Origin of the sequence: Bifidobacterium sp. WCA-178-WT-4B (assembly GCF_009696495.1) — a bacterium.
Taxonomy (GTDB): Bacteria; Actinomycetota; Actinomycetes; order Actinomycetales; family Bifidobacteriaceae; genus Bifidobacterium; species Bifidobacterium infantis.
In genome coordinates this window covers 255,820-279,991 of the sequence record NZ_VULV01000001.1, presented here as the reverse complement: position 1 = coordinate 279,991, position 24,172 = coordinate 255,820, and the positions used below count along the sequence as shown (strand labels likewise).

Below are 24,172 nucleotides of genomic sequence, written 5' to 3'. Positions count from 1 at the left end.
ATGCCCCCGTGAACCATCCGGGCTGCACGAATCGAATCAAATCGAATCGTGCGAACTGCGAACAATTCGCTAAACATCCTTGGTGTGCATTTCATCGGCGCTGCTGGCTCTTGTCGACGCCGACAAACAGAACTATAACGCTGTTATGGGGTTGCTGTGGCTGGTTTCTGCGGTTGGAGACCGTGAGCTTTCTCACATCGAAAACAGTTATATGAGGGTATTGATGTGGTCGATACACGACGTCTGCTCGTGGACGCGGCATATTCCTTGGAACACAACGGTTCTGCCAAAATCGCGACGTGCATCGATTGACACGCCCGATTTTGGCAGAACCGTTGTTTCACCCCTGGCAATGCTATGGTCTAAGCGTTCTGATGGGGGCCACCATGACACCGTCTCGGCGGGTGAAACTGTATTCACCTGTGCCTGTCGCCACCATAAGGAAACTGGGTTTTGACATGGTGGTGGTGTCGATTTTGTCGGCGAGCTTTATTAGGTTGGCAGCACCTTCTTCAATGAGTCGGTTCCCTCCCAGCTTGACTTCGATGAGCCCGTATCGGCCATCCCGCAGGTGAAGGACCGCATCGCACTCAAGCCCAGTTCTGTCGCGGAAGTGGAACACATCGCCATCGAGGGCGTCTGCGTATACGCGGAAGTCTCGTACGCACATACTTTCAAACAACAGTCCAAAAGTCTCGAGATCTTTGATGAGGCCGGCTGGCCCGATTCCTAATGCTGCCGCTGCGATGGAGGGATCGACAAAATGTCTGGTATCTGAAGTGCGTATTGCACTCTTGGAGCGCAAATTTGGATTCCACGCAGGCATATCCTCAAGAACGAATATTTTTTCTAGTGCGGATATGTAGGATTGCACGGTTTTGTCGCTGGGACTTTCGGCACTGCCTCGCACGTCCGCGGCAATTTGTGCTGACTGAGCCTGCGATGATTCCATACGGGCATACGAACGCAATAAACGACGTGCCAGATGAGAATCTCGTTGCACATCATCCACTCGGGAGATATCCGACTCGACAATGGCATCCAAGTAATCTCGAGACTGTTGTAGCGCGATGCGCTCTGTTTGGTCGATTGCCTTCGGCCATCCGCCACGGCACAACAGGAAAGCAATGTGTTCAATGTTGGAGTCCACTCGGGAGAGCGGCATAGATTCACCTTCGAACAGTGAAGCGAACGATACCGCACCTGTAGAATCTCCGGACTCATACAAGCTCATAGGCCTCATGCGTAGGCGAGCTATCCTGCCGGTTCCTGTGTGGGCAATGTCTGTAAAGCTGGGCGGCACACTTGAGCCGGTAAGGAGAAACTGATTGAATTCGTCGCGTTGATCGACTTCGAAACGGACAGCATCCCACAGTTTGGGTGCAATTTGCCACTCATCGATGAGTCGCGGTGTCGCTCCTTGCAGAAGCAGCGAAGGCTGCATATCCGCAAGCATGATGTTTTGCTCGCGGATATCAGGTTGTGCCATGTACAGCACGCTTTGTGCTAATTGCAGACAAGTCGTTGTTCTCCCGCACCATTTCGGTCCCTCGACCAAGACCGCACCTTTGGCTTCAAGACGGTGCCGCAGCACTGTATCGTAAATTCACTTTCTATATTGCTTCATTGCGGCAAACTCCTGAAAAATCAACGATTATCTGTTCTTGCTTCCTACTATGACATAGTTTCGTTTCCCGGTTTGACATGTTTTCGTTTCCGACTTTGACATGATTTTGATTCTTAGGATGACAGAAATTATAAGAGATTATAAAAACTTTCAGGTGGATGGCGATGAGGATGAGCCGGAGATTGGCGAGGGAGGTCTCGTCGAGCCTGTCGTGGCGGGTGGCGGCTTGCGGTAGTGCTTCATGCGGTTGAAGACGTGTTCGATCATGTTCCGCCCTCCCGGGAGACGCCGACGGACCGGGAGCCCCTTTTTCGACGCCCCGGCCGTGTGCCGGTGGACCTGTGGAATCTGCTGCGGCATGGCTTCGTGCCCTCGTCTCCAATCGCGGTTTGTTTTGTTTGGCGACAGAAAATCGTACACAGGACACGGGCCATGCCCCTATCCCAAGCCCAGACCAAAGTGCGCAAAATCCCGGGCGTTGGGGGCTGCGGACGTTTTCTTGGAGATAATCACGCGGCCATTCCTTGGCTTTGACGGTATTGTACCGGGCTCATCCAACCAAGCGACTGTTTGATGCGCTCGTGGTCGTGCCAGCGTATGCACTCATCGACCAAGGCGAGCACCTCGTTGCGGGTGTGTTCCTCCCACTTCTCGGGGTGGACCGCCTCGGTCTTCATCCCGCCGAAGAATCCCTCCGCGGCCGCGTTGTCCGGCGAACAGCCCTTCGCGCTCATGGAGCGCGTCAGCCCGAAGCGTTCCATGAGCCCGAGCCATCCGGGCCACCGGCAGTGGCGGCCACGGTCGGAATGCACCAGGGGACGCGCGTTCCCCGGCAGCGTCGAGGCCGCTTTCTCCAGCATCCGGTTGGCCGGCTCCGCGTTGGGGCTGAAGCCGGCGGTGTATGCGACGATCTTGCCATCGAAGCAGTCGATCATCGGCGAGAGGTACACCTTCCCGTCCCTGGCCTTGATCTCGCTGATGTCCGTCAGCCACTTCTCGTTCGGACGCTCGGCCGTGAAGTCCCGGTCGACGAGATTGGCGGGAGCCGGCGTACTTGTCAACGCCGAGCCGGGCGTGGTGGCAGTAGGTGGCCGCTCGGCGCGATGCCGGGCAAGCATGTCATCGAGCCGGGCGAATACGCCGGCCTCAACCGGTCGATCAACAGGGTCTTCTCCCTGTTCGACAGGCGCCGCAGGTCGGCGCCGGGGTCTTTTTCTGCGAGCCTCCACCACCTCCCGCATCAACGCGTTCCCCCGGTTCCGGTTCCTCGACCCTGCGGCGCGACGCCTCCGCGTCATCATCATCGGCTGCGGACGGCCGGCGGCGGGAGTCAGCGGGCTTATTGCCCTGCGCGGCGTTCCTGTTTTTGGGCTGCAACGCGGCCATGCCGCCCTTGCGGTACGCCCTGACCCAGCCATGCACCGCGCCGACGCCCGCGCCGAGCCTGTTTGGCGGCCTGCTTCTGCACGCTACCCGGCACCAGCTCGACTGCCCTTCGCCGTGTCTCCAGTGGGATGATGGGTTTGGCCATATGGCCGGCATACCGGGAATCCATCGCCAGCCAACGCTCCAGGCACTGCCTGGTCGGATAACCCAGATGCTCCACCACCTGGGCCGTCGTCATCGACGTGGTGAAATACAACCCCACCGCACGCTCTCGTTCCTCAAGACCGGACATACGAAAATCTTTCCGTTCGGTCTCCAAGAAAACGTCCGCAGCCCCTATTCCGAAAGCATAAAAGAGTTGTTATCTTCGTGTGAAGGTATCATTGAGGTACAAACTTTTGAAAACCTTGTCCGTATCGGCTTGCCGGTCGGTCGGAACGGGCTGAGAAGGTTTGCAAATCCGCAAAGAGGGTTTCCGCCGTACTACTTGTCCTACGTTAGAAGTGGCTAGGCTAGGGGCGGGTCGAAGCGACCTTGTGTCGAGCGCCTCCTAGGGTCCGATGGGAATGGGATCGTCCGTGCGGAGGGACGGTAAACAAAGCCTTCGATGGCGCGGTAATTCCGGGAGCAAGACCCATCGTGCTCCCGGTTTTTATACATATGGCAAGGGGTTGCGTTGGCGGATGGCGGCAGGTGGAAGACAATCCGCGCGCAAGCAGTTGCATATGCGCAGCGTTTATCCCAGAAGAGAATGGTGTTGCGCTGCTCAAACAATGTTGTCATCGAAATCAACTAGGACGCAGATAATTTTCTGCACCTTCTAGGGGTGGATTGTCTGCTGCCACGAAGCGTATATCAAGACAAGAATAATCGACGGAAATCGGTTTCTAGGCTTTTCGTTGAGTTATCTCAAAGTACTTTGAGTGATGAGACGTTACTTTCGGGTATGCGCTGTCTTCATGACGAGGCGACCATTGACAAGAAAATCGCGGTCATGAATTTCATGCTACAAGCCGAGTCCGCTCGATTAACGTCGGTGCTAAAATGCGCGGAAAATGATTCAGTTTATTCGTTTTTCATAGGCGATGGCAATCATTGCGTTGGAATCACGTTGCATAAAGTGCAAAATCCGATCGATCCAGATGGAAAGGTCTATTTTCCGAGATCTTTTCAGTATTATGCCCGCGGAATTGAGTCCATGAAGGATTTTGCAGACAAACTTGACGTGTCGAGCATAACTTTGGTGCCTGTCCCATCGCCGGTTGATACAAAACCTGTCCGTCACAGAAAGCGAAAGAAGTAGCTGCAAAATCTGCGGTAGTTTGTTTGTTCCTCTTATTATCGGGGAATGATGGGCAGGCGTGTCAAAACGTTTGACAAATCGGAGTTACTGTTTTACGATTAGTGAAACGTTTCGACGAAACGATTCGATAAATTTGTCGAACAGGGTCCGTAGGAGAGATTCCGGGAGACTTGGCGGATGGTTTCGTTGGATGATGAGTGAGGATTGCGGCACGCGCAATGTGTGGCGCAAGCGATTTGGAGAGCCGAAGGAGGCGGAAGATGGCGGGCATCAAAGATGTAGCCCAGGAGGCGGGAGTGTCGGTTAGCACCGTTTCGTACGTGCTTTCCGGCAAGCGTTCCATCTCCGCCAAAACCACCGATAAGGTGATGGCCGCCGTTGAACGACTTGGATATACTCCGGATGCCAGCGCCCGTAAAATGCGTGGTATGCGCAATCATATTTTTGCGCTCAGCGCGCCGATTCGCGGTGATATCAATCAGGCCAAATACAACGCTTACTTTCTGCAGACCGCATGGCAGGCAAAGAACCGTGGCTACGATGTGCTGTTGCTTACCGGCGAGGACGCGGTGGCCGACATTCGGCGCGTGACGCAAAGCAACTTGGTTGATGGCGTGGTGCTGCTCGACATTGAGGAACATGACGAGCGTACCGCCCAGGCTGGCTCATATTCCAAACCCTGTGTGGCCATCGGTTACCCTGCAGAGCATGAAGGCTGTGCCTGTGTCGATATCGATTTTGCCACGGCTGGTCGTATGGCTGTGGATTGCCTGTATTCCAAGGGGCATCGGAGTGCTATGTTTTTGCGTGACAATGAGACCGATTACGATCGCGGTTCGGGCTATGTGCTGCTGTTCCGCAAGGCTTTGCTGGAACGTGCCGAAGAGTTGGGCATGACGATTCATGAATCCTCCAAGCATCGTGACGATCGCTTTGATGCCGTGGAATTCGTGCGTGAGCTTTGTTCTTTGGATGAGCGCCCCACGGCGATTGTCAACCAGGCGAACGCCAATGTGCTGAAGTTGGTATTGCAGCAATTACAGGCTTCGGGATTGCGGGTGCCAGATGATATTTCGGTATTGTCGTGCGGCACGTATTTCGAGGGAGAGCTGATGCCGCAGCCGATTACCGAGATGCCGGTCATGCCGCAGGAATTATGTTCTAAGGCTGTGGATCTGCTGGTCGACGCCATCGATGAGCGTCGCGACATCAAGGGATTGGTGGAGCTGTCCGCTCCGGTCATGCATAGTCGAGGTTCCGTTACCAAAGTTGGTGACGTGTGAAAAGAAAACTGTAGGAGTATGTCCGTGAAAGGCGGACGGATTTCCGTATCCATAATCGAAACGATTCGAAAGTAAGTGAAGGCGTTGTAGCCGAAGCGAAGATGGTGATTGCCGAATTGAAAAGCGCTAATCCGCGGCCATCGTCGAAACGTTTCGAAAAAAGGAGGCGACACATATCAATCTTCATAACTGAAAAACAACTTGAGACATAACTCAACAACACAACCACCAATAACAAAGGAGAAACCATGAAGATCACACGAGGCATCGCACTTGCGGCCGCGGTGGCAATGTCGCTGACCACGCTCGCTGCATGCGGCAGCGACACCGCGCAAGATGAGGAAACGCCAGACAGCCTGTCGTTCTGGTATTACGAGGAAGACGACGCTGGCCAGACCCAGGCATGGCGTCGCGCCGCGGAAGCCTTCGAAAAGGAAACGGGTGTCAAAATCAATTTCGAACGCAAGTCGTTCACGCAGATCGCGCAGAACGGCAGCCAATTCCTCAATTCCGATGAGGCGCCGGATCTTATGGAATCCAATCGCGGCAACGGTTCGGCCGGCGTGCTCTCCACCATGGGGCTGCTCACCGATTTGGGTGATTACGTCGATCAATACGGTTGGGACAAGAAGGTGACCGGCGCCAATGCGGCCGTGGCCAAGTATGATGAAAACGGCATCATGGATGGTGACACCTGGTACGGCATGACCAGTTACGCGGAATTCCAGCGCGTCTACTACAACAAGGATCTGTTCGCCAAGTACGGGCTGGAGATTCCGACCACCTATGACGAGTTCGTGGACGTCTGCCAGAAATTCGTGGATGCCGGAGTGACGCCGATCGCCGCCGACGCGCAGGAATACGGCGTGATGTGGCTGTGGTGGCAGCTGGTTTCCAAGGAGGCCGACGCCAAATTCATCGACAACTGGCAGCTCTACAAGGGCGATGTCGACTGGAATTCCAACATTCTCACCAATTCCGTGAGCACCATCAACGACTGGCTCGACAAGGGCTTCATCTCCCGCAACGCCACCGGTATGAAGGCCGAAGACACCACGCAGGCATTCATCAAGGGGGAGTATCCGATCTATCAGACCGGCACCTGGAATCAGGGACGTTTCGTCAAGCAGATCACCACTTTCGATTGGGACGCCGCGGTGATGCCGGAATCGAATTTCGCGATTGGCTGCGCAGGCAATCTGCTGGTGATTCCGGAACGCTCGCACCACAAGGATCTCGCTGCGAAGTTCATTGACTACGTGCTTTCCGACGATGTGCAGAACTACCTCGGCAACGCCGGCGGAATTCCGGTGGCGGGCGACGCCAGCAAGATCAACGACGAGAAGAGCAAGGCCATGATCGAGGAATACGCCTCCTACGCCAATGATGGCAAGCTCAGCTACTACCCGGATTACGCCGCTTCCAACCTTACCGATGCTGTTCCGGCGGAATTCCAGGAACTGGTGAACGGCACCAAGAAGCCGGCCGACGTGCTCAAGGGTATCCACGAGAAGTACGACGTCGGTGTGGAAGACATGGGCGTCAAGACCAACTGATCGTATATCTGATCTCATATCCGACATCGCACGGGATTATTCCGGTTTTGCTCAGTATCAATCATGAATAATCCCGTGCGGTATCGCAAATTACAACTTGCGAACCAATATCGCAATCGTCAATATTCACAGGCAACGCAGCGCAACCAAAGGAAAAGCCAAAATGTCAAAGAAGACCAAAAACGGGGGAGTCTCAATGTCAAGGCTTCCCGGAAACCGTTCCGCAAAATTCGTACCATATCTTGTTCCCGGACTGGTAGGTCTGCTCGTTATCGTCGTTATTCCATTCGCATGGAACATTTATTTGAGTTTCACTCGCTGGCGCGGAGTTGGTCCTGCTAAATTCGTCGGATTGCAGAATTGGAAACGTCTGTTCGCTGATTCCACGTTCTGGATCTCATTCGCTAATTCATTCTGGATTATTGTGGCTATCGTAGTTATTCCTACGATTCTCGGACTTTTTATTTCGTCACTGTTGACTGACGTTATTCAGAAGAAATTCGGTGGAAAGACGGCTTCTTTTCTGCGGGCCATGTTCTACCTGCCGCAGCTGCTGCCAGTTGCGGTCGCGGCCATCATCATGGGCTGGATTTTCCGCCCGGAAGATGGTGCGGTGAACGCGCTGCTCGTTAAGCTCGGCCTGGGATCACTGCAGCATAATTGGCTCGGTAGTCCTGATAGCGCGCTTCCGGTACTGATGTTCATCCTGGTGTGGATTCAGCTGGGCTATCCGATAGTGATTTTCATGTCCGGTCTGCAGCGCGTGGATCCTGAACTTTACGAGGCGGCTGGTCTTGACGGAGCCAACTGGTGGCAGAAATTCCGTGTGGTCACGCTGCCATCCATTATTCCCGAACTGCTGGTGGTCATCCTTACTGCCACCATCGGTGCGCTGAAAACCTTCGCACCGGTCTATCTGCTCACCAAAGGCGGGCCGGGAACGGCAACTACCGTGCCATCGTACTATTCCTACAATCAATTCTTCCAAGTGCAACAAGTCGGCTACGGCGCGGCCATCTCCACAGCGCTCACCGTGGTCATCATCGTGTTCTCCATCGTGTTCACCATGGTGCAGAAGCACGTCGAAAAGGAACTGGTCTGAACGGTCCAAACCGTAACAGACCCGCCAAATGTAAGACTCGCAAGACTTCGAAAGCCGAGGAAAACAACCATGACGCAAACCATGACCGCATCGGCAGCGCGGAAAGCATCCAAGAAAACCCAACATGTGCGCTCGACCGGCGATTGGATCACCCTCATTGTGCTCATCGCAGCCGCACTGCTCGTGCTTTTCCCGCTGCTCGTACTCACCATCAACGCATTCAAAACGCCTGTCGATTACAATGCCACCGGTCCGCTTTCTCTGCCGAAACACTTCACCATGGATGGCATTATCTCCTTCTGGACCACCACCAAATTCCCGCTGAAATTCTGGAACAGCCTGGTTATTTCACTGGTAGTGGCAGTGGCCGCCGTCGTGCTTTCCGTGCTGAACTCTTTCGCGCTCGGCATCGGCAGGGTCAAAGGCAACACATGGATTGTGCTCGCCATCATGCTCGCCAATATGATGCCGCAGGAAGCGCTGCTCTACCCGCTGTACACCATGTTCAAGCAGGTCGGACTGTACAACACCAAACTGGCGATCATCATCATCTTCACCATCATCCAAAGCGCATACGGCACATATCTGCTGTCGTCCGTATACGGTACGTTTCCGCAGGCCATTCTCGAAGCGGCGGCCATCGACGGCGCCTCGCGCTGGCAGATTCTGCGCAAGGTGGTGCTGCCGATTTCCTGGTCGACCATCAGTGTGCTGTTCGTGTTCTTTTTCGTGTGGACATGGAACGAATACATGATTCCGATGGCGTTCCTGATGAGCGATGACGTGCAGACCATTCCGCTGGCGCTCGCCACCTTGCAGGGGCAGCGCACGATGGATGCGACCACGCTTGCTTCGGCTTCGCTGCTCAGCATTGTGCCGACCATTATCTTCTTCATTATTTTCCAGCGCAAGTTGTCGCAAGGCATCACCGCCGGTGCCGTAAAGTAGCAGAAAAGGGGCGCCGATGACTCAACATAACGATTGGAGAGCTATGCAGCAAAGTTCGTATCATGATATGCAGGTCGATTCGTCGGGTGCGTTCGCCGCGCGCAGTCCGATGGACTCGCTTGCGGTTGCGGTACCAGGGCGCACGCGTTGTGTGAACGCCGAGAATCCCACGGGCGGCAAGGGCACTGCGGCCAGTGCGGCCAGTGCACTTGGCCCGTCGCGCAAAGGCAGCCCCTGCATCCAAACCGTGAAAGCGGGGGAGAACGTCACTTTGATGGATGTGGACGGTCCGGGCGTGATCCGCCATATTTGGATGACCGTCACTGACCGCACGTCGCCTACCGGTCCGAACGTGCTTCGTAACCTGATCTTGGAATTCTATTGGGATGGCGAGAAAACCCCGTCCGCGCAATGCCCGATCGGCGACTTCTTCTGCTGCGGCCACGCGCAGGCCTGCCGAGTCAATTCGGTGCCGGTGGTGGTCGTACCCAATCGCGGCTTCAACTGCTATTTCTCCATGCCGTTCGAACATGCGCGCATTGTGCTCCGCAACGATCATAATGAAGACGTTCCCGCGTTCTTCTACCAGATCGACTACACCGAATATGACTCGCTTCCGGCCGGCACCATGCGCTTTCATGCGCAGTGGCGTCGCGAGCGCGTCACCGAACCGGCCCGCGATTATGTGGTGCTTGACGGCGTGCACGGTCGTGGCGCGTATATCGGCACGTATCTGGCGCTCACCGCGTTAGAAAGCCGATGGTGGGGCGAGGGCGAAGTCAAGATGTACATCGATGGAGACGATCAGTACCCTACATGGTGTAGCACCGGTGCCGAGGATTATTTCGGTGGCGCGTGGAGTTTCGCTGATTTTGACGAGCGTGGGCGCATGCATGAGCAGACATTCTGTGCGCCGTACGTCGGATTCCCGTTCTACTCGCAGCGTCTCGCCTCGCATCGCGAGAGCGCGTATTGGGATGTGAATACCCCTGTGACCCGCGGACTATATCGCTGGCACATTCCCGATCCGATTTATTTCGAGCATGATTTGCGCGTGGAATGGCAGCAGATCGGCACTGAAGAGGGTGGCAATTTCGAACGTCAGGACGACGTCGCTTCCGTCGCGTACTGGTATCAGCTCGAGCCGCACACGCCGTTCGATCCGATTGGAGATCGTCATTTCCGCCAGCCCCGCTGATTTTCACCCCCGAACCTGTGATTTCCGGTCTATCCGGTCGGTCCGGGGGTGTTGTGCTGTCTGCACGACTTGCGTTCTGTGTCTGCACAACCCGGGTTTTAACCCGATTTTGTGGGTTGTGCAGACGCAGGGTGCGGGTTGGTGCAGACGGGAAATGCGACTTGTACAGACGGGGTCAGATATCACGGCGTCTGCGGCGCTGATTATCGTGCGAACGTTCTGCGCATCCACGCGACAGCCAGTTGCGTCCAGATCTGCATGCTCGGTTCGATGCCGTCGATGCCCTGCCATGCGGTTTCCGCAATGCCCAACGACAGTCCGTGACCGCCCTGCGGGAACAGGTGCGCCTCCACACTGACGCCAGCCTTCTTGCAGGCGTCGATCAGCATCAGTGTGTTCTCATATGGCACGACTTCGTCGGGAACGGTGTGCCATACGAACACCGGCGGTGTTTTAGTGTCGATATGGTGTTCGATCGATACGGATTCGAGCGTTTCCGTATCGTTTCGGCGCTCGCCAAGCAGCGAGTCGAAGCTACCGCGATGCGCGAGCGGGCCGGACGTGATCACCGGATAGGCGAGCATTAAACCATTCGGGCGCACCGCATCCGGATCGTAACCATGGGCGGCGAGCACGTCGTCGCTGGCGGACGTGGCGAGATTCGCAGCCAGATGACCACCTGCGGAAAAACCGATCACGGCAATCGCTTCCGGATCAACATGCCATTCGGCTGCATGCTCGCGAATCATCTTCATCGCATCAGCGGCTTCCAAAAGCGCAACTGGAAAAACGGAAGGCTTCACCGAATATCGCAGCACAAAAGCGTTAAAACCTGCCGCCAGAAACTGCATTGCAATCGGCTCGGCCTCGCGATCCGACGTCATTTCGTAACCGCCGCCCGGAATCACGAGAACGGACGGACGCACACGATCGGGAACGATTTCTTCACTGTTATCAAGGCAATATCCGACGAATTTCACTGCGCTGCCGTCGATGCCGGAAATTTCTATTCGAAATATTTCATATATCCATCATAGGTGGAACACGGCGCACGTTATGCAGGAATTATTTGGTCCCGCTATTTTTCGTACGGGGCTGCGGACGGCCGGCGACGGGAGTCAGCGGGCTTATTGCCCTGCGCGGAGTTCCTGTTTTTGGGCTGCAACGCGGCCATGCCGCCCTTGCGGTACGCCCTGACCCAGCCATGCACCGCGCCGACGCCCGCGCCGAGCTGTTTGGCGGCCCGCTTCTGCTGCATGCCGCCCAGCACCAGCTCGACTGCCCTTCGCCGTGTCTCCAGTGGGATGATGGGTTTGGCCATATGGCCAGCATACCGGGAATCCATCGCCAGCCAACGCTCCAGGCACTGCCTGGTCGGATAACCCAGATGCTCCACCACCTGGGCCGTCGTCATCGACGTGGTGAAATACAACCCCACCGCACGCTCTCGTTCCTCAAGACCGGACATACGAAAATCTTTCCGTTCGGTCTCCAAGAAAACGTCCGCAGCCCCTTGTCCCACTGTTCCCCATTTATGGAAGCGTAATTTACTAAATCATGATTCCATAAACCGAACGATGGCTGTATTCATCTTCGAGAGCGGTTGAAACCACGTCGACACGCCGAAGGGGTGCTCGCAGAACCGCTGTTGCCGAAAAGCAACTATTGGAATTCCGCCATTGTGCGAAACCTATCCGCCGTTCTGTGAGCACCCCTTCGGCGTGTCGTCGTATCCGGCGCGTTCCTACGAGCAGAGCCAATCCATGACGTTGGTGATATGGATGCCTTCGTCGGTCATGCCCTCGCTATGCCAGTCGAGGGTGAGCACCGTGCGGGGGAATGCGTCGCCCAATCGCCGCAGCGGGGCTAATTCCCGCTCCCGGGTCTGCTCCTCGGTCATGTTCAACGTGACCTGAATGTACTGCTTGTCGTTTCCGCGCTTCGCGATGAAATCGATCTCGCCGTCGGGCAGCGATCCGATGGTGACATCGTAACCGCGTCGCTGCAGTTCCATGAAGACGATGCCTTCGAGCTGTGCTCCGCGATCCGAGCCGTTGAAACCCGTGGCGAGATTGCGAAAACCGTTGTCGACGGGGTAGAACTTGCGTTGCGGGCGCAGCAGTTCCTTGCCTCGCATGCGTTCCTGTTGCGCGCTGTAGACGATGAACGAGCGTTCGAGTGCGCTGATCTGGTTGTCGACGGTGGCGTAGGAGGCGTTCGCGCCGGCGCTTGTGAGCGTGTTGGCGACCTTGTTGACGGAGAACAGGTTCCCCGACGTTGAGAACAGATATCGGCTGAGTTTTTCCAATGTGGCGATGTCGCGGATGCCGTACCTTCCCGCCACGTCCTTCATCACAATGGATTCGTAGATTGAGGTGAGTATCTCGGTCGCCTTGTCCTGATCCGGCTGGCCGGTGACGAACAGGCCGGGCATGCCGCCGAACATCATGTATTCGGAGAACAGCTGGTCCGTGGAATCCGTGGTTCCCTGAGCCCGATGATGGCGTTGGTATTCGTCGAAGGAGAGCGGATATACGGGGATGGTGATGTAGCGACCCGTCAGATGGGTCGCCAGTTCGCCGGATAGCAGTCGTGCGTTCGATCCGGTGGTATACACGTCGGTGTCGTCACGGGAATGCAGCCGGCGAACCACTTCCTCCCATCCGGGAACGTCCTGTATTTCATCAAGGAAAACGTAGAAGTGGCCGGGTTGAGCTTCTTGCGTGGCTTGCATCAGGTCGGCGTGCAGGTCGGTCGCCGAATATCCGATGGGCGTGTCGAAGGAATCGAAGCGACGGGTGAAGATATTGCTCGCGGGAACGCCGTCGTCGAGCAGTGATTGCGCATAATGTTCCAGCAGCGTGCTTTTCCCGCACCGTCGGACGCCGGTAAGCACCTTGATCTCCGGGGTGTTCCGGTGGCTGCGCAGCGTGTCGGTGAGCTTGTCTCGTGCGATATATCCCGTCATCTCCACGCCTCCGATTTCTAGTGTATTGCAAAACAGTCGTTAAATCGACGTTGATTTTCAGTATACTTGAAATTGTGCGTTCTGGGGTAATGATTCTATAGTGTACTCGAAATCGTGTGGTGGGTGTCGTCCGTCGCTGTCGGCTGACGGATGCTGTGATATCAGGGTTCCGTTACTGTTTGAGCGGCGCTGCCACTGCCGACTCACACATTTCTTCTTTGATCTCGGCTTCATACTTGCCGACTATCGGCCATCGGCTGATAGCGAATATGTCGAAAGCGGCGATGATTAGATTTACGTTACTGGATATGGCAGTATGGGTGTCTTTTTGCCCCTTTCACCATCTTGCAATAATTCTTACATGTAAGAACTCTCTGTTAACATGTAATAATTATTGCAAGATGGTGAAAGGGGATGCTCATGTTGCCGACTAAAGAAAGTTTGACAGTTGAGTTCAAGAGCGAGCAGAAGCGTCCTCAATCGCATGATGAAATTGTTGACAACGTAGTGGCTCTAGCCAATACTGAAGGCGGCACACTGTATCTCGGTATTGAAGACGATGGCACTGTGACCGGCGTATGTGAAGAGCATCGCAATATCAATGGACTTGCGGCACTAATTTTCAATAAGACTGTTCCGCAGCTTCCCACTCGCGTGACGCTCTTGTATGAGAACGAGGTGCCGATAGTCAGTATTGAGGTGGATAACAGTCAGCAAATCGTGTCTACCAGTCAGGGGAAGACATTGCAGCGCCGGCTGAAAGCAGACGGCTCGCCTGAGGTCGTTCCGCTGTTTGTTTCCCAATTCATTAGCCGTTTATCTCAGCAACGGTTCTACGATTTCAGTGCGCAACCTGCCCCAGAGGCTCGGTTGGACGATTTGAATCCAGACTCACGGAACAAGTTGAGAAGCCATATTCGCAGTGCCAATGCGCAAAACTCGTTGTTGTCTTTTACTGATGAGGATTTCGATCGGGCACTTGAGCTGGTTGTTGATGGCCCGTATGGATTGCAGCCATCTGTTGCTGGTCTGCTCACCATTGGTTCGGTTGATGCTATTCATCGATCGGTTCCAGCCGCATCGGCTGTTTTTCAAGTGATGAAAGGCATGTCTCCAAAGGTCAATATGGATCCGTTCGTGTTGCCCTTGGTGGATATGTTTGATCGTGTAGGCGAGCTGATGGAGCCGTGGAATCCCAGCCACGAAGTCATGAGCGGCTTGATTCGTGTCGATCTGCCAGACTTCGATCGAGGGGCATTCCGTGAGGCAATGATTAACGCTTTCTGTCATCGCGATTATGCACGAATGGGTTCGGTGAGGTTCCTGGTTGATGATGATGGGTTGACCATAGCCAACCCCGGAGGATTCATAGAGGGTGTCTCCGAAGATAACCTGCTTACTGCACAACCGCGTTCCCGTAATCCGCAGCTTGCTCTGATTTTGAAAGCTGCCGGATATGTTGAACGTACCGGGCGAGGTGTGGATACCATCTATGCCGGGTCGATTGCGGCAGGCGGTTCTTTCCCGGATTACTCGCAGTCCAGTGCCGAAGAAGTCATTCTGTTCCTCCGCCGTGTGGTGCCTGACGAGGCATTCGTGACCATGATTGGAGATGAGGAGCGTCGGCGAGGAGCGCCGTTGCCAGTCTGGTCGCTGATTGTGCTCTCACTACTGCGCGAGCATCGTAGGCTTACTATGGTCCAGTTGTGCGACTTCTCCCATTTGGAGCATCGACGCATCGTGTCTGCTGTTGAGAATTTGGTGGAAGCTGGTTTGGTAGAGGGGGTCGGCAGTGGGAGCTCTCGCTCGTATATGCTGAGTGCCCAAGTGTACAAACGTTCAGAGGGGTTGGCGTCTTACGTGCGTCAGCGTGACATCGATGCCACCCGGCGCAGTGGCCTTGTTCTGGAGTTCGCTGAAAAAAATGATGGTGTCGTCACTACGGCGGATGTCATGGATCTATTCGGCCTGAGCTATATCAGCGCATACCGGTTGTTGAAGAAGCTCGAAGATGTGGGCAAGTTGCGCCGCGAGGGGAATGGGCCGTCATCCCGATACGTGTTGGGATGATTGACGCGCGTGAAAGTAAGTTCTTTCATCACCTTTCAATAATTCTTTCATGTAAGAACTCTCTGTTTACATGTAAGAATTATTGCAAGATGATGAAAGATGCACACAAAACGGGGAAGCCCCGCTCGATGTGAGCGAGGCTTCCCCATATGCGCTGGTGTGTAGATCAGCCTGTGTTCTGCAGGCCGGCAGCAACACCTGAAACGGTGCAGAGGATCAGATAGATGAATCCTGCCTGCTGGCTTTGCGAGAGCTCTTCCTTGTCCACCTTCTTGCGCAGCGACTTGAGCGCCAGCACCTGGGTGACGGACAGCGCGTCCACATACGGCGAACGAATGCGGATGGCCTGGCCGAGCACGTGGCGGTGCTGCAGCGGCCACTTGTCGTCCACGATGCGCTCAAGTTAGTCCGGTCGAATGGCTTTGGAAAATCATGGGGAGTGCGGCTGCACGGGTTCGCTCCTCGACAAGGTGACTTGATTTGGGACCGCCGTTAACTTTCGTCAGACACATCGTAAATCCCGTCCAAGTATCCGTATCGTCCGTTGTGCTTGTCTTTTGAAAATCGCCGGATGGCGTCAATCTATGACCGATGTTTCCGGCGAGCAGGTGGACTTGGCCCATATGTGCGTCACGACGCTTGGTTATCTCAACGGCCTGCTCATCCCAGACGTATGGACCGGGTGGGCGGGCGATCTTGCGTCCGCTATGGGGAACGTGAAGACCGTCATGGAATGGAATCCCGGTGCTGACCTTGCCGCCGTCTGTGAGGCATTGGTTGGACAAGGGGATGTGACTATCGTTCCCATCCCGGCATCAGGAACCTTGTTCTTGGAAAATACTAACGTTCATCATCAGAGACTGGTGCTTCGTTTGATCAGGCTGCGGAGCGCCAGCCCAATCCCATAGATGATGGTGGGCCATCCTTGCAATCCATAAAAGGTAATCGCCGGTGTTGGCTGATCGATAAAAAGCCAAATATTCCGCAAACCTTCGAGTGCTGCGTCTTTCCGCCAACACCACAACTCGTTCAGAAATACACCCAATATGGTCAAACAGTAAGACAGGACTATGATGCAGATAATCTTCTTCCAAGACAGCCTGTCATGAAGGAAAGCCGTAACCAAAAGGGCCGTCATTGGGGTTATAAGCAGGCCGGGGAAGAAATAGAGAATATAGGCTAGGCTTAATCTGCTGAGAAGGTAAGTCTGACCGAACCAGTTGTATAGGACCACGATGGCTGTCAGTGTCGCGGCGTGGGTAAACACGGACAGCCCCGGGTTACGTCGGATGATCGCGAGTTTGTCGCCCGGCCTAGTGTCTGGCTTGCCGCCCTCGCCCTCCATCCCGGCACTGTTCGTGGGCGTGTGGTTCCCCTCGTGCGCGTCCATCGTCCCGTCCGTGTCCTTCTCCTCATTCATATGTCCCCTTTCGATCATCCGAGTCTGTCGCTCGGCCCGCGCGCCCGCCCGGCGTGCTCCGTCGCCGGCCAGTCTAGGGCCGTATGACGCGAGCGGGGAGGTTCCGCGCCGCTTATCGGCATGGAACCTCCCCGCTCGTCAAGCGGTCGGTCAGCCGCGGATCAGCCCGTGTTCTGCAGGCCGACGGCACGCGACGGGTCGAGTTCGGCAAGAAGAGCATCCCGCAGATGCTTGCACTGGTCGGCGCGTAGGCACGGCTCGGCGCGGACGTTCCCGGGCCGTGCGATACTGGTGAGGAAGCCCGTTGCGAAATCACCATCATGGAATCCTATACTATCAGGAATCCTGATGGCCTCCCATAAGAAACGGTGAGTACCTACAGCGAGTGTCTGCTTTCCACCTTACGTACACTGTGCACAGATACATCGAGAAAGGGATTGTGGATGTATCTCAAGGTAAGGGATTCGCGGTTCGGGGGATTGAAAGAACACTGACATTCTTTCGGTGACGCGAATCCCCGATACAACGCAAGGAGGGATTATGCGTAAGCATCTTGTGGCTGTGGTCGCGGCGGCGGCAGCATTGCTGCTGGTGGCTGGTTGTGGCGGCACGAGCGGCGGCAGTAATGCGGAATCCACGGAAACCACCGTCGACGGCAGCCTGAACAAGGTCGTGGTCAAGGGCGATCCAAGTAAAAGCCCCGCCAAGGCCAACGGCCGTAAGGACACATTCATCGCCACGATCAATTCTCCGAGCGGTGTGTTCTTGCCGGGGTTCAATGACAATGGCTGGGATGGCAACGCGCAGCAGCCGATTTTCGCGAGTCTGGTGGTGACCGATGATTCGGGACAGTATATTCCCGACTTGGCCGAGAAATGGGATATCTCCAGTGATCAGCTCACGTACACCTTCCATCTGCGCGACAATCTGAAATTCTCGGATGGGTCGCCGCTGACCGCGGACGATGTGGCTTTCAGCCTGACGCTGTTCAATGACCCGGCTTACTCGGGCGGCAGTGATTTCTCCGACATCGGCATCAAAGGCGTTGATGCATACAAGTCGGGCAAGGCTGATTCCATCTCCGGCATACGGGTGATCGACGAGCGGACCATCACCATTGAGACCACGAAAGCGAACCCGCTGACATTGGGCATTCTTGGCGGCCAGGTGCTGTCGAAGGCGTATTACGGCAAGGACTACCAGCGAGGGCACCTTGATTATCTGAAGGATCTGTACGGCAAGCCTTTGGGCGCCGGCCCCTACAAGCTGTCCAAATATGTGGATGGTCAGGAAGTGCGGTATGTTGCCAACAAGTACTACTATGGCGGCGAACCGAAGATCAGGAATCTGATTTTTAAGGTCACCTCCAAGGACACGGCGCTGTCGAACTTCCAGAACGGAGAAACCGATTTTGATGGTTTCAGCCCGGACAAGGATAATCTTGACGCACTGAAGCAGCTTGGCTTCGCCAGTGTGCGCGAAAGCACGGTGCCGGACATGAGTGAGATCTGGATCAATAACCTCAAGGCCCCGTTCAACGACAAGCGAGTCCGTCAGGCGTTGATCTATGGTCTCAACCGTCAGCAGATCATCAACGTGGCGTATAAGGGATTCGGCCAGGTGGCGAACGTGTATGCCGCTCCTACGCAATGGTCGTACACCGATAAGGGAGTCAACAAGTACAAGTTCGATCCGGACAAGGCGGGCAAGCTGCTTGACGAGGCCGGTTGGAAGACCGGCTCGGACGGGATTCGCGAAAAAGATGGCAGGAAGCTCACCGTCCGGTACCTGACTTCCAAGGACACGGATGAGACGATTCCGATTGCCACGGAGAACTACAAAGCCATCGGCATTGACTTCCAGCCTGAAGTGCTCGATGGCGACACCATCATCGAACGATGGACGCAGGGCGGCGATTGGGATTTGGTCGGCGGATTCCGCACCAACGGTTTGTCGGATCCGAACGACGCGATTTCCGAATTCGTCTCGCACGACAAGTCCATCAACCTCACGGGCTACCACAATGAGGAAGCCGACAAGCTCGCCAAGGAAGGGCTGTCCACTCAGGATAAGACAAAACGCAAGGCCATCTATGCGGAGCTCTACAAGGTTCTGAACAATGATCCGCCCACCATTCCATTGAGCTATCGGCAGTCCATCACGGCATGGAACACCCGTGTCAAGGGTGTTGAGAACTATTCGACCGGCAATAGCGATGCGGCGCTCGTCCTCGCGAAGCTTTCGATCGAATAGGCGGTCGGCTGCGTTTCGTGTCCAAAGCGTCGGATAACCGCTGATCGGCATGCATCATCGTCGTGGCCCCTTGCGAGGTCGGCTTGGGGCCACAACGTTCTGCGGTGTTTGGATACGCCGCTGTGATTGTTGATCATGCCTGAAAGGAAATTCGGTTCATGTTGCGATATACGTTACGGCGATTCGCCCAGATGGTGTTCATGCTTTTCCTGCTTTCCATCCTGGTGTTTTTCCTCTTTGCGTTGATGCCCGGTGATTTCTTCTCGGGAAACAGGAAGCTGAAACCCGCTCGACTGGCTGAGCTGCGCGCATTATACGGACTTGATCAGCCCACCATCGTTCGCTACTTCATATGGCTGAAGAACGTCTTCCACGGTGACTTCGGATGGTCGTTGCAATACAATGAGCCGGTCACGCGCCTCCTGAAGACGTACATGATGAATTCCTTCATCGTCGCTTTGGCCGCTGTGGTCATTGCGTGGACCGTTGCCGTGGTCATTGGCGTGTTCTCCGCGACTCACCAATACTCTCTGGTCGATAAACTGGTCACTGTTGTCGTCTTCGCCTCATTGTCGTTCCCTTCCTTCTTCATCGGTCTGCTGGCCATCAAATTCTTCGCGGTCGATCTTCGTTGGCTGCCGACCGGAGGCATGGTCGATACGGGGTCGAACAGTACCGGGTTCGCGTACGTTCTTGAGGTATTGCGGCACATGATCATGCCGACACTACTGTTGGCGTTCTTCTCAGCCGGTTCGTTGACCCGCTATTTCCGTTCCGGAATGTTGGATGTGCTGCGCATGGATTTTGTCCGTTGCGCGCGCGCCCGCGGCATCTCCGAGCGGTCGGTCGTCTTCGGCCATGCGCTGAGAAACGCCTTGTTGCCGGCTATCACGCTGCTTGCCTTCGAGATTCCCGGATTGTTCTCAGGCGCGATCATCACCGAACAGATATTCAATTGGCCGGGTATCGGCAGCATTCAGCTGGCGGCCTTGAACGCGCGTGACTATGAGGTGCTGATGACTTGTACGCTGCTGCTGTCGTTTTTAACGATTCTGGCCAATTTCCTGGCCGACATCATGTATGCCGCTGCGGATCCACGTGTCCGGTTGGCGCAGAAAGTTCAGGGTTGACATGGAACTACGTCGCAGTGAATCACGATCACGGTCGCAGCGATCAGCCAATGGGGGAAAGATGCGGAATTCTGGCGTTCGACCGTTATGGTATCGCAATCTTGTCCGGTTGGCGCACACACGTGCCGCGGCCGTCAGCATCGCCACGCTGGTTCTCGTGCTGTTGCTCAGTGTTCTGGGGCCTTTGTTCAGTCCATACGGGCAAAACCAGTTGGATGTTCCCAATGCCGAACAGGGCCCTACTCTGGACCATCTGCTTGGCACGGATGATTACGGGCGAGATATCCTTACACGATTGATGTATGCCGGTCGTATTTCCTTGACCATCGGATTGGCGTCCACGGTCCTTTCCGTGGTGCTTGGCGCCACGATCGGCATTGCGTCCGGTTATTTTGGCGGATGGGTCGATGCCGTTATCATGCGTTTGGCGGATTTGCTGATGTCGATTCCAAGTCTGCCTTTGTTGATCATCATGGCCGCATTGCTCTCGGAGTTCAAGGTTCCCGCGAGTTCCCGCATCTATGTGGTGATGGTCATGTTGTCGATTATCGGCTGGCCGGGTATGTCGCGCATGATCCGCGGTGAAGTGCTTTCATTAAGGGAACGTTTGTATATGAAAGCCACCGAGGCGTTGGGCCTGAGCACAAGGTCGAGGCTGCTTCATCATCTGCTGCCCAATGTGCTGCCGCTGTTGATTGTGCAGACCACGTTAAGCGTCGCCGGCGGCATTCTCATGGAATCCACGTTGAGCTTCCTGGGGCTTGGAGTCGTGCCGCCGAATGCGTCGTGGGGAAATATGATGGCGGCGGCTTCCAACCTCATGGACTTTCAGAAACGTCCATGGCTTTGGATTCCGCCGGGGGTCGCCGTATTCGTTACGGTGGTGGCCATCAATGTCTTGGGTGATCGGCTACGCGACATCTACGATCCGAAGAAGGAAAGGGCGTGAGGCATGGTTATTGCTTACGATACGGGAAATGGTTCGGATACGCATGAGCCGTTGCTGCGCGTGCGTGATCTGTGTGTCGAATTTCCTCTGGATGGAGGAGAGGTCCGCCATGCGGTCAATGATGTGAGCTTCGATGTTCCTCAAGGTTCGGTGACGTGCTTGGTGGGTGAGTCCGGTTCCGGAAAATCCGTCACCGCCATGTCCACGATTGATTTGGTGGATGAGCCTGGACGAATTGCGAGTGGAACCATCACCTTTGATGGTCGTGACGTGTTATCGCTCAACCACAAGAATCTTGAGCGGCTGCGTGGTGAAGGAATCTCCATGATCTTCCAGGAACCCATGCATTCATTGAATCCGGTGCTGCGCGTAGGAAAGCAGCTTAGCGAGACCATACAGGTGCATAGCGGTGCCTCCAGGGAATCCGCCTGGAAGCGTTCTGTGCAGTGGCTGAAGCGTGTGGGATTACCGAATCCCGAGCGCGTCATGAACATGTACCCGCACGAATTGTCGGGAGGCATGGCCCAGCGTGTGATGATCGCAATCGCCTTGTGCTGTGGCCCGAAACTGTTGATTGCCGATGAGCCTACGACCGCGCTCGATGTGACCATCCAGGCTCAGATCATTCATCTGCTGTTGAAACTGAAGGAGGAGATAGGCCTTTCCATCCTCTTCATTACGCATGATTTTGGCGTGGTCGCGGAAGTGGCGGATTACGTCGTGGTGATGTATGAGGGCAAGGTCGTGGAACATGGCGATGTGTATGGTATCTTCGACCATCCGCAGCATCCATATACCAAGGCATTGCTGGAAACTCGTCCGATGATCGGCGCGCGTCGTCATCGCCTGCCCACGGTCCATGATCTGGTGCCTCAGTTCTCGGCGTTGTCTGGTGGGAATTCCCTGGCTGTGCTCGATGATGCCTCGGTGCCCGAGGACGGGGAATGGAATCATGGGCGCAATGATTCCCGCGAAAGCCCGATAGCGTTGGCGAAGCCGGATGAGCCTTTGGTGGAGGTCAAACATCTTAAGAAATACTTTGTGCCGCAAGAAGGTTTCTTCTCTCGCACCACCCATACGGTGCGTGGTGTCAATGACGTCAGTTTCGAGATATTTCCCGGAGAGGCAGTGGGCTTGGTGGGAGAATCAGGCTCGGGTAAGACGACTTTGGGGCAGACCATCCTCCGACTGCAGAACAAGACCAGCGGGGAAGTCAGGTTCCGGGGGCGGAATATATTCGATCTGGACCGCGATAGTCTGCGTGATTTGCGCCCGCAGATGCAGTACATCTTCCAGGATCCATATAGTTCCCTGAATCCTCGTCTACCCATCATCACGGCGATTGGCGAGCCGATGCTCGAGCATGGACTCGCCGACAGGACGAACGTGCGTGATCGGGTGGCGGACGTATTGCGGCTATGCGGCATGGATGCCGATGCCTTGGATCGATATCCGCATGAGTTTTCGGGCGGTCAGCGGCAGCGTATCGGCATTGCTCGGGCGATGGGTTTGAAGCCGGATTTCGTGGTGGCCGATGAACCCGTGGCTTCACTGGATGTATCCGTGCAGGCGCAGATCATCAATCTTTTCAGTGATCTGCAGGAGCGGCGAGGCACGACTTTCATGTTCATCTCGCATGATCTCAGTGTTGTGGAGCACTTGTGCTCACGACTGATGATCATGTATCTGGGTGTGATCGTGGAAGTCGGAAGTCGAGAGGAGATTTTCTCCAATCCGATCCACCCTTATACGAAGGAGCTTTTGGATGCGATTCCTGCGGCGAATCCGAAGGGGAGGCATGCTCTGCGGAAGTCGGATTCCGAACCCTTTGCGGTTCGAAGATCGTATGCGCATGACATTCGTGAAGGGCAGGTGCCGGAGTTACGCAAGGTCAATGAGCATCATTGGGCGGCTTGGAGCTGATACCTGCAGGATTATGCATTGCGTCTTTCCTCTGTTGGAGTGGATCGGGTTCACAACGAGTGGGAGGCGGTGCCGGTCCTAGGTCTCGGTGATCTGGGCGGATGGGCCCTGGATTTGTTGCAGATCTGGGGAAGCTACCTGGCGAATACCCCGAAAGAGGACCTGGCGTCATGGCTGCACACTCATCTCGGCGAGCAAGACGCCCGTATGGGATTCAGTTACAGCGATGTTCTCGCGGACTGTGATGCATGGTTGCTGGCGCGGTCCATGCAGAGCAATTCCTCCGAAAGGTCTTTGTCCACCGCTATGCGGGACGCTTTCGCGCACTACTTAAGATTTGGGCAGGCCTGTTCGTTTATATATGCATTGTAAGTATGCCTAAAAAAAGAAGAGGCAAAGATACGCAGAGCATGAAAAATGACACAATTCCGATTACGACATGTGAAGCCATCGACGTATCCAAGTCGGGCACATTGGGATATAAGCTTCGAATGACGGATTTCACGCAAGAAACAACCGGTATCATCACCCAACAGAGAAAACCTAAGCCCAGCACTGCTGTAAGTCTGGAGCCATACGTATTCAAATCACTGCAGGGTGGGGGAGAAAGTGTCAACACGCTGCAAACGAGGCTGTAATTATCGCGTTCAGCCCATGTCATTACTGCTGGTGAAAGCAGCAGTAATCCCAGCCACCACAGCACACGTCTGGCCTTGCCCAAAACCACATAGCATCTACTCGCCTTATGGAATTTGGTAGCTGCTTTCGGTGCCAAAGCACATTTCTTGCCGGAAAAATTTTCTGACGTATCTTCCAAGCCATGTTTCTTCCCAATGTCATCGATCATAGCCGGATTCGCTTTGCAAGCGTGGCGTTCGTTCCCGGCGTCGCCCCCCGTCCTGATGCCGTCCGTGGACCCGGTGTTCCCGCGCCCGTCCGCTGGCTTGCCCATGTCCCCTCCGATCTGTCGAGGTGCCCGTTCCGCGCGTCCGTTCTCTGCGCGCCCGCCCGGCGTGCGCCGTCGCCGGCCAGTCTAGGGCCGTATGACGCGAGCGG

General features: G+C 55.3%; 20 protein-coding genes and 2 pseudogenes. 13 read left to right on the top strand and 9 right to left on the bottom strand.

Annotated features, from left to right (window positions below; genetic code table 11):
• Positions 1 to 355: 355 nt before the first annotated feature.
• The 3 genes from FYJ31_RS01250 to FYJ31_RS12640 form a co-directional block, all read right to left on the bottom strand.
• Entirely contained in the window at positions 356 to 1,594 is a 1,239-nt protein-coding gene (locus tag FYJ31_RS01250; RefSeq protein WP_326831154.1) for an ATP-binding protein, read from the bottom strand.
• Between the two features lie 542 nt (positions 1,595 to 2,136).
• A complete protein-coding gene (locus tag FYJ31_RS12645; RefSeq protein WP_326831153.1) occupies positions 2,137 to 2,856 on the bottom strand; it encodes an IS3 family transposase in 720 nt (239 codons plus the stop codon).
• Positions 2,857 to 2,966: 110 nt separating this feature from the next.
• Positions 2,967 to 3,305, bottom strand: coding sequence for a helix-turn-helix domain-containing protein (locus FYJ31_RS12640; RefSeq protein WP_229773809.1), 339 nt, complete (start codon positions 3,303 to 3,305; stop codon positions 2,967 to 2,969).
• A gap of 627 nt (positions 3,306 to 3,932) precedes the next feature.
• Here FYJ31_RS12640 and FYJ31_RS01240 point away from each other — a divergent pair.
• The 6 genes from FYJ31_RS01240 (at position 3,933) to FYJ31_RS01215 (ending at position 10,403) form a co-directional block, all read left to right on the top strand.
• The gene (locus tag FYJ31_RS01240) at positions 3,933 to 4,316 is read left to right on the top strand and encodes a hypothetical protein (RefSeq protein WP_131214479.1); all 384 of its coding nucleotides are present in this window, start codon (positions 3,933 to 3,935) and stop codon (positions 4,314 to 4,316) included.
• Between the two features lie 260 nt (positions 4,317 to 4,576).
• Positions 4,577 to 5,599, top strand: a complete 1,023-nt coding sequence (locus tag FYJ31_RS01235) for a LacI family DNA-binding transcriptional regulator (protein WP_131214477.1) — start codon at positions 4,577 to 4,579, stop codon at positions 5,597 to 5,599.
• Between the two features lie 248 nt (positions 5,600 to 5,847).
• Positions 5,848 to 7,155, top strand: a complete 1,308-nt coding sequence (locus tag FYJ31_RS01230; protein WP_012576497.1) for an ABC transporter substrate-binding protein — start codon at positions 5,848 to 5,850, stop codon at positions 7,153 to 7,155.
• A gap of 163 nt (positions 7,156 to 7,318) precedes the next feature.
• Positions 7,319 to 8,257, top strand: coding sequence for a carbohydrate ABC transporter permease (locus FYJ31_RS01225; protein WP_014484463.1), 939 nt, complete (start codon positions 7,319 to 7,321; stop codon positions 8,255 to 8,257).
• A 69-nt stretch (positions 8,258 to 8,326) separates the two neighbouring features.
• On the top strand, positions 8,327 to 9,205 hold the full coding sequence (locus tag FYJ31_RS01220; protein WP_012576499.1) for a carbohydrate ABC transporter permease: 879 nt from the start codon (positions 8,327 to 8,329) through the stop codon (positions 9,203 to 9,205).
• Between the two features lie 67 nt (positions 9,206 to 9,272).
• Positions 9,273 to 10,403 (top strand): glycoside hydrolase family 172 protein, encoded by a 1,131-nt coding sequence (locus tag FYJ31_RS01215; RefSeq protein WP_136500140.1) that lies wholly within the window; start codon positions 9,273 to 9,275, stop codon positions 10,401 to 10,403.
• A 203-nt stretch (positions 10,404 to 10,606) separates the two neighbouring features.
• Here FYJ31_RS01215 and FYJ31_RS01210 read toward each other — a convergent pair whose 3' ends face one another.
• The 3 genes from FYJ31_RS01210 to FYJ31_RS01200 all read right to left on the bottom strand — a co-directional run bounded on the left by FYJ31_RS01210 (position 10,607) and on the right by FYJ31_RS01200 (position 13,371).
• Positions 10,607 to 11,431 carry an alpha/beta hydrolase gene (locus FYJ31_RS01210; RefSeq protein ID WP_185968310.1) on the bottom strand — a complete coding sequence of 275 codons (825 nt, stop codon included), beginning with the start codon at positions 11,429 to 11,431 and terminating at the stop codon, positions 10,607 to 10,609.
• Between the two features lie 50 nt (positions 11,432 to 11,481).
• Positions 11,482 to 11,871, bottom strand: a complete 390-nt coding sequence (locus tag FYJ31_RS01205) for a helix-turn-helix domain-containing protein (protein WP_154535753.1) — start codon at positions 11,869 to 11,871, stop codon at positions 11,482 to 11,484.
• 276 nt (positions 11,872 to 12,147) lie between these two features.
• The gene (locus tag FYJ31_RS01200; protein ID WP_065472873.1) at positions 12,148 to 13,371 is read right to left on the bottom strand and encodes an ATP-binding protein; all 1,224 of its coding nucleotides are present in this window, start codon (positions 13,369 to 13,371) and stop codon (positions 12,148 to 12,150) included.
• A gap of 414 nt (positions 13,372 to 13,785) precedes the next feature.
• Between FYJ31_RS01200 and FYJ31_RS01195 the strand changes: the two genes are divergently transcribed.
• Positions 13,786 to 15,441, top strand: coding sequence for an RNA-binding domain-containing protein (locus FYJ31_RS01195; protein WP_195839405.1), 1,656 nt, complete (start codon positions 13,786 to 13,788; stop codon positions 15,439 to 15,441).
• Between the two features lie 166 nt (positions 15,442 to 15,607).
• Here FYJ31_RS01195 and FYJ31_RS01185 read toward each other — a convergent pair.
• A pseudogene (locus FYJ31_RS01185) lies at positions 15,608 to 15,838 on the bottom strand (phosphoenolpyruvate carboxylase); the annotation flags it as partial.
• Positions 15,839 to 16,294: 456 nt separating this feature from the next.
• Complete coding sequence (locus tag FYJ31_RS12395; RefSeq protein WP_195839408.1) at positions 16,295 to 16,861, bottom strand: hypothetical protein; 567 nt, start codon at positions 16,859 to 16,861, stop codon at positions 16,295 to 16,297.
• A gap of 83 nt (positions 16,862 to 16,944) precedes the next feature.
• Between FYJ31_RS12395 and FYJ31_RS01175 the strand changes: the two genes are divergently transcribed.
• From FYJ31_RS01175 to FYJ31_RS13150, 6 genes and pseudogenes are all read left to right on the top strand, one after another.
• Positions 16,945 to 17,112 (top strand): hypothetical protein, encoded by a 168-nt coding sequence (locus tag FYJ31_RS01175; protein WP_154535751.1) that lies wholly within the window; start codon positions 16,945 to 16,947, stop codon positions 17,110 to 17,112.
• Between the two features lie 289 nt (positions 17,113 to 17,401).
• Complete coding sequence (locus FYJ31_RS01170) at positions 17,402 to 19,114, top strand: ABC transporter substrate-binding protein (protein WP_012576505.1); 1,713 nt, start codon at positions 17,402 to 17,404, stop codon at positions 19,112 to 19,114.
• A gap of 158 nt (positions 19,115 to 19,272) precedes the next feature.
• Positions 19,273 to 20,244: an ABC transporter permease gene (locus tag FYJ31_RS01165; RefSeq protein WP_012576506.1), complete on the top strand. Its 972-nt coding sequence runs from the start codon at positions 19,273 to 19,275 to the stop codon at positions 20,242 to 20,244.
• On the top strand, positions 20,213 to 21,193 hold the full coding sequence (locus tag FYJ31_RS01160; RefSeq protein WP_326831152.1) for an ABC transporter permease: 981 nt from the start codon (positions 20,213 to 20,215) through the stop codon (positions 21,191 to 21,193). Before FYJ31_RS01165 ends, FYJ31_RS01160 begins: the two co-directional genes overlap by 32 nt.
• Positions 21,194 to 21,196: 3 nt before the next feature.
• Positions 21,197 to 23,116 (top strand): ABC transporter ATP-binding protein, encoded by a 1,920-nt coding sequence (locus tag FYJ31_RS01155; RefSeq protein ID WP_154535750.1) that lies wholly within the window; start codon positions 21,197 to 21,199, stop codon positions 23,114 to 23,116.
• Positions 23,117 to 23,197: 81 nt separating this feature from the next.
• A pseudogene (locus tag FYJ31_RS13150) lies at positions 23,198 to 23,440 on the top strand (hypothetical protein); the annotation flags it as partial.
• 31 nt (positions 23,441 to 23,471) lie between these two features.
• Here the strand turns inward: FYJ31_RS13150 and FYJ31_RS01145 are convergent.
• A complete protein-coding gene (locus tag FYJ31_RS01145) occupies positions 23,472 to 23,963 on the bottom strand; it encodes a hypothetical protein (RefSeq protein WP_229773808.1) in 492 nt (163 codons plus the stop codon).
• Between the last annotated feature and the right edge of the window lie 209 nt (positions 23,964 to 24,172).

Coding starts and splice junctions, on each gene's coding strand:
- FYJ31_RS01220 (WP_012576499.1), top strand. CDS start 8,327: ATGACGCAAACCATGACCGCATCGGCAGCGCGGAAAGCATCCAAGAAA.
- FYJ31_RS01155 (WP_154535750.1), top strand. CDS start 21,197: ATGGTTATTGCTTACGATACGGGAAATGGTTCGGATACGCATGAGCCG.
- FYJ31_RS01225 (WP_014484463.1), top strand. CDS start 7,319: ATGTCAAAGAAGACCAAAAACGGGGGAGTCTCAATGTCAAGGCTTCCC.
- FYJ31_RS01165 (WP_012576506.1), top strand. CDS start 19,273: ATGTTGCGATATACGTTACGGCGATTCGCCCAGATGGTGTTCATGCTT.
- FYJ31_RS01200 (WP_065472873.1), bottom strand. CDS start 13,371: ATGACGGGATATATCGCACGAGACAAGCTCACCGACACGCTGCGCAGC.
- FYJ31_RS01195 (WP_195839405.1), top strand. CDS start 13,786: ATGCTCATGTTGCCGACTAAAGAAAGTTTGACAGTTGAGTTCAAGAGC.
- FYJ31_RS01170 (WP_012576505.1), top strand. CDS start 17,402: ATGCGTAAGCATCTTGTGGCTGTGGTCGCGGCGGCGGCAGCATTGCTG.
- FYJ31_RS12395 (WP_195839408.1), bottom strand. CDS start 16,861: ATGAATGAGGAGAAGGACACGGACGGGACGATGGACGCGCACGAGGGG.
- FYJ31_RS01175 (WP_154535751.1), top strand. CDS start 16,945: ATGACGCGAGCGGGGAGGTTCCGCGCCGCTTATCGGCATGGAACCTCC.
- FYJ31_RS01145 (WP_229773808.1), bottom strand. CDS start 23,963: ATGATCGATGACATTGGGAAGAAACATGGCTTGGAAGATACGTCAGAA.
- FYJ31_RS01235 (WP_131214477.1), top strand. CDS start 4,577: ATGGCGGGCATCAAAGATGTAGCCCAGGAGGCGGGAGTGTCGGTTAGC.
- FYJ31_RS01205 (WP_154535753.1), bottom strand. CDS start 11,871: ATGTCCGGTCTTGAGGAACGAGAGCGTGCGGTGGGGTTGTATTTCACC.
- FYJ31_RS12640 (WP_229773809.1), bottom strand. CDS start 3,305: ATGTCCGGTCTTGAGGAACGAGAGCGTGCGGTGGGGTTGTATTTCACC.
- FYJ31_RS01215 (WP_136500140.1), top strand. CDS start 9,273: ATGCAGGTCGATTCGTCGGGTGCGTTCGCCGCGCGCAGTCCGATGGAC.
- FYJ31_RS01230 (WP_012576497.1), top strand. CDS start 5,848: ATGAAGATCACACGAGGCATCGCACTTGCGGCCGCGGTGGCAATGTCG.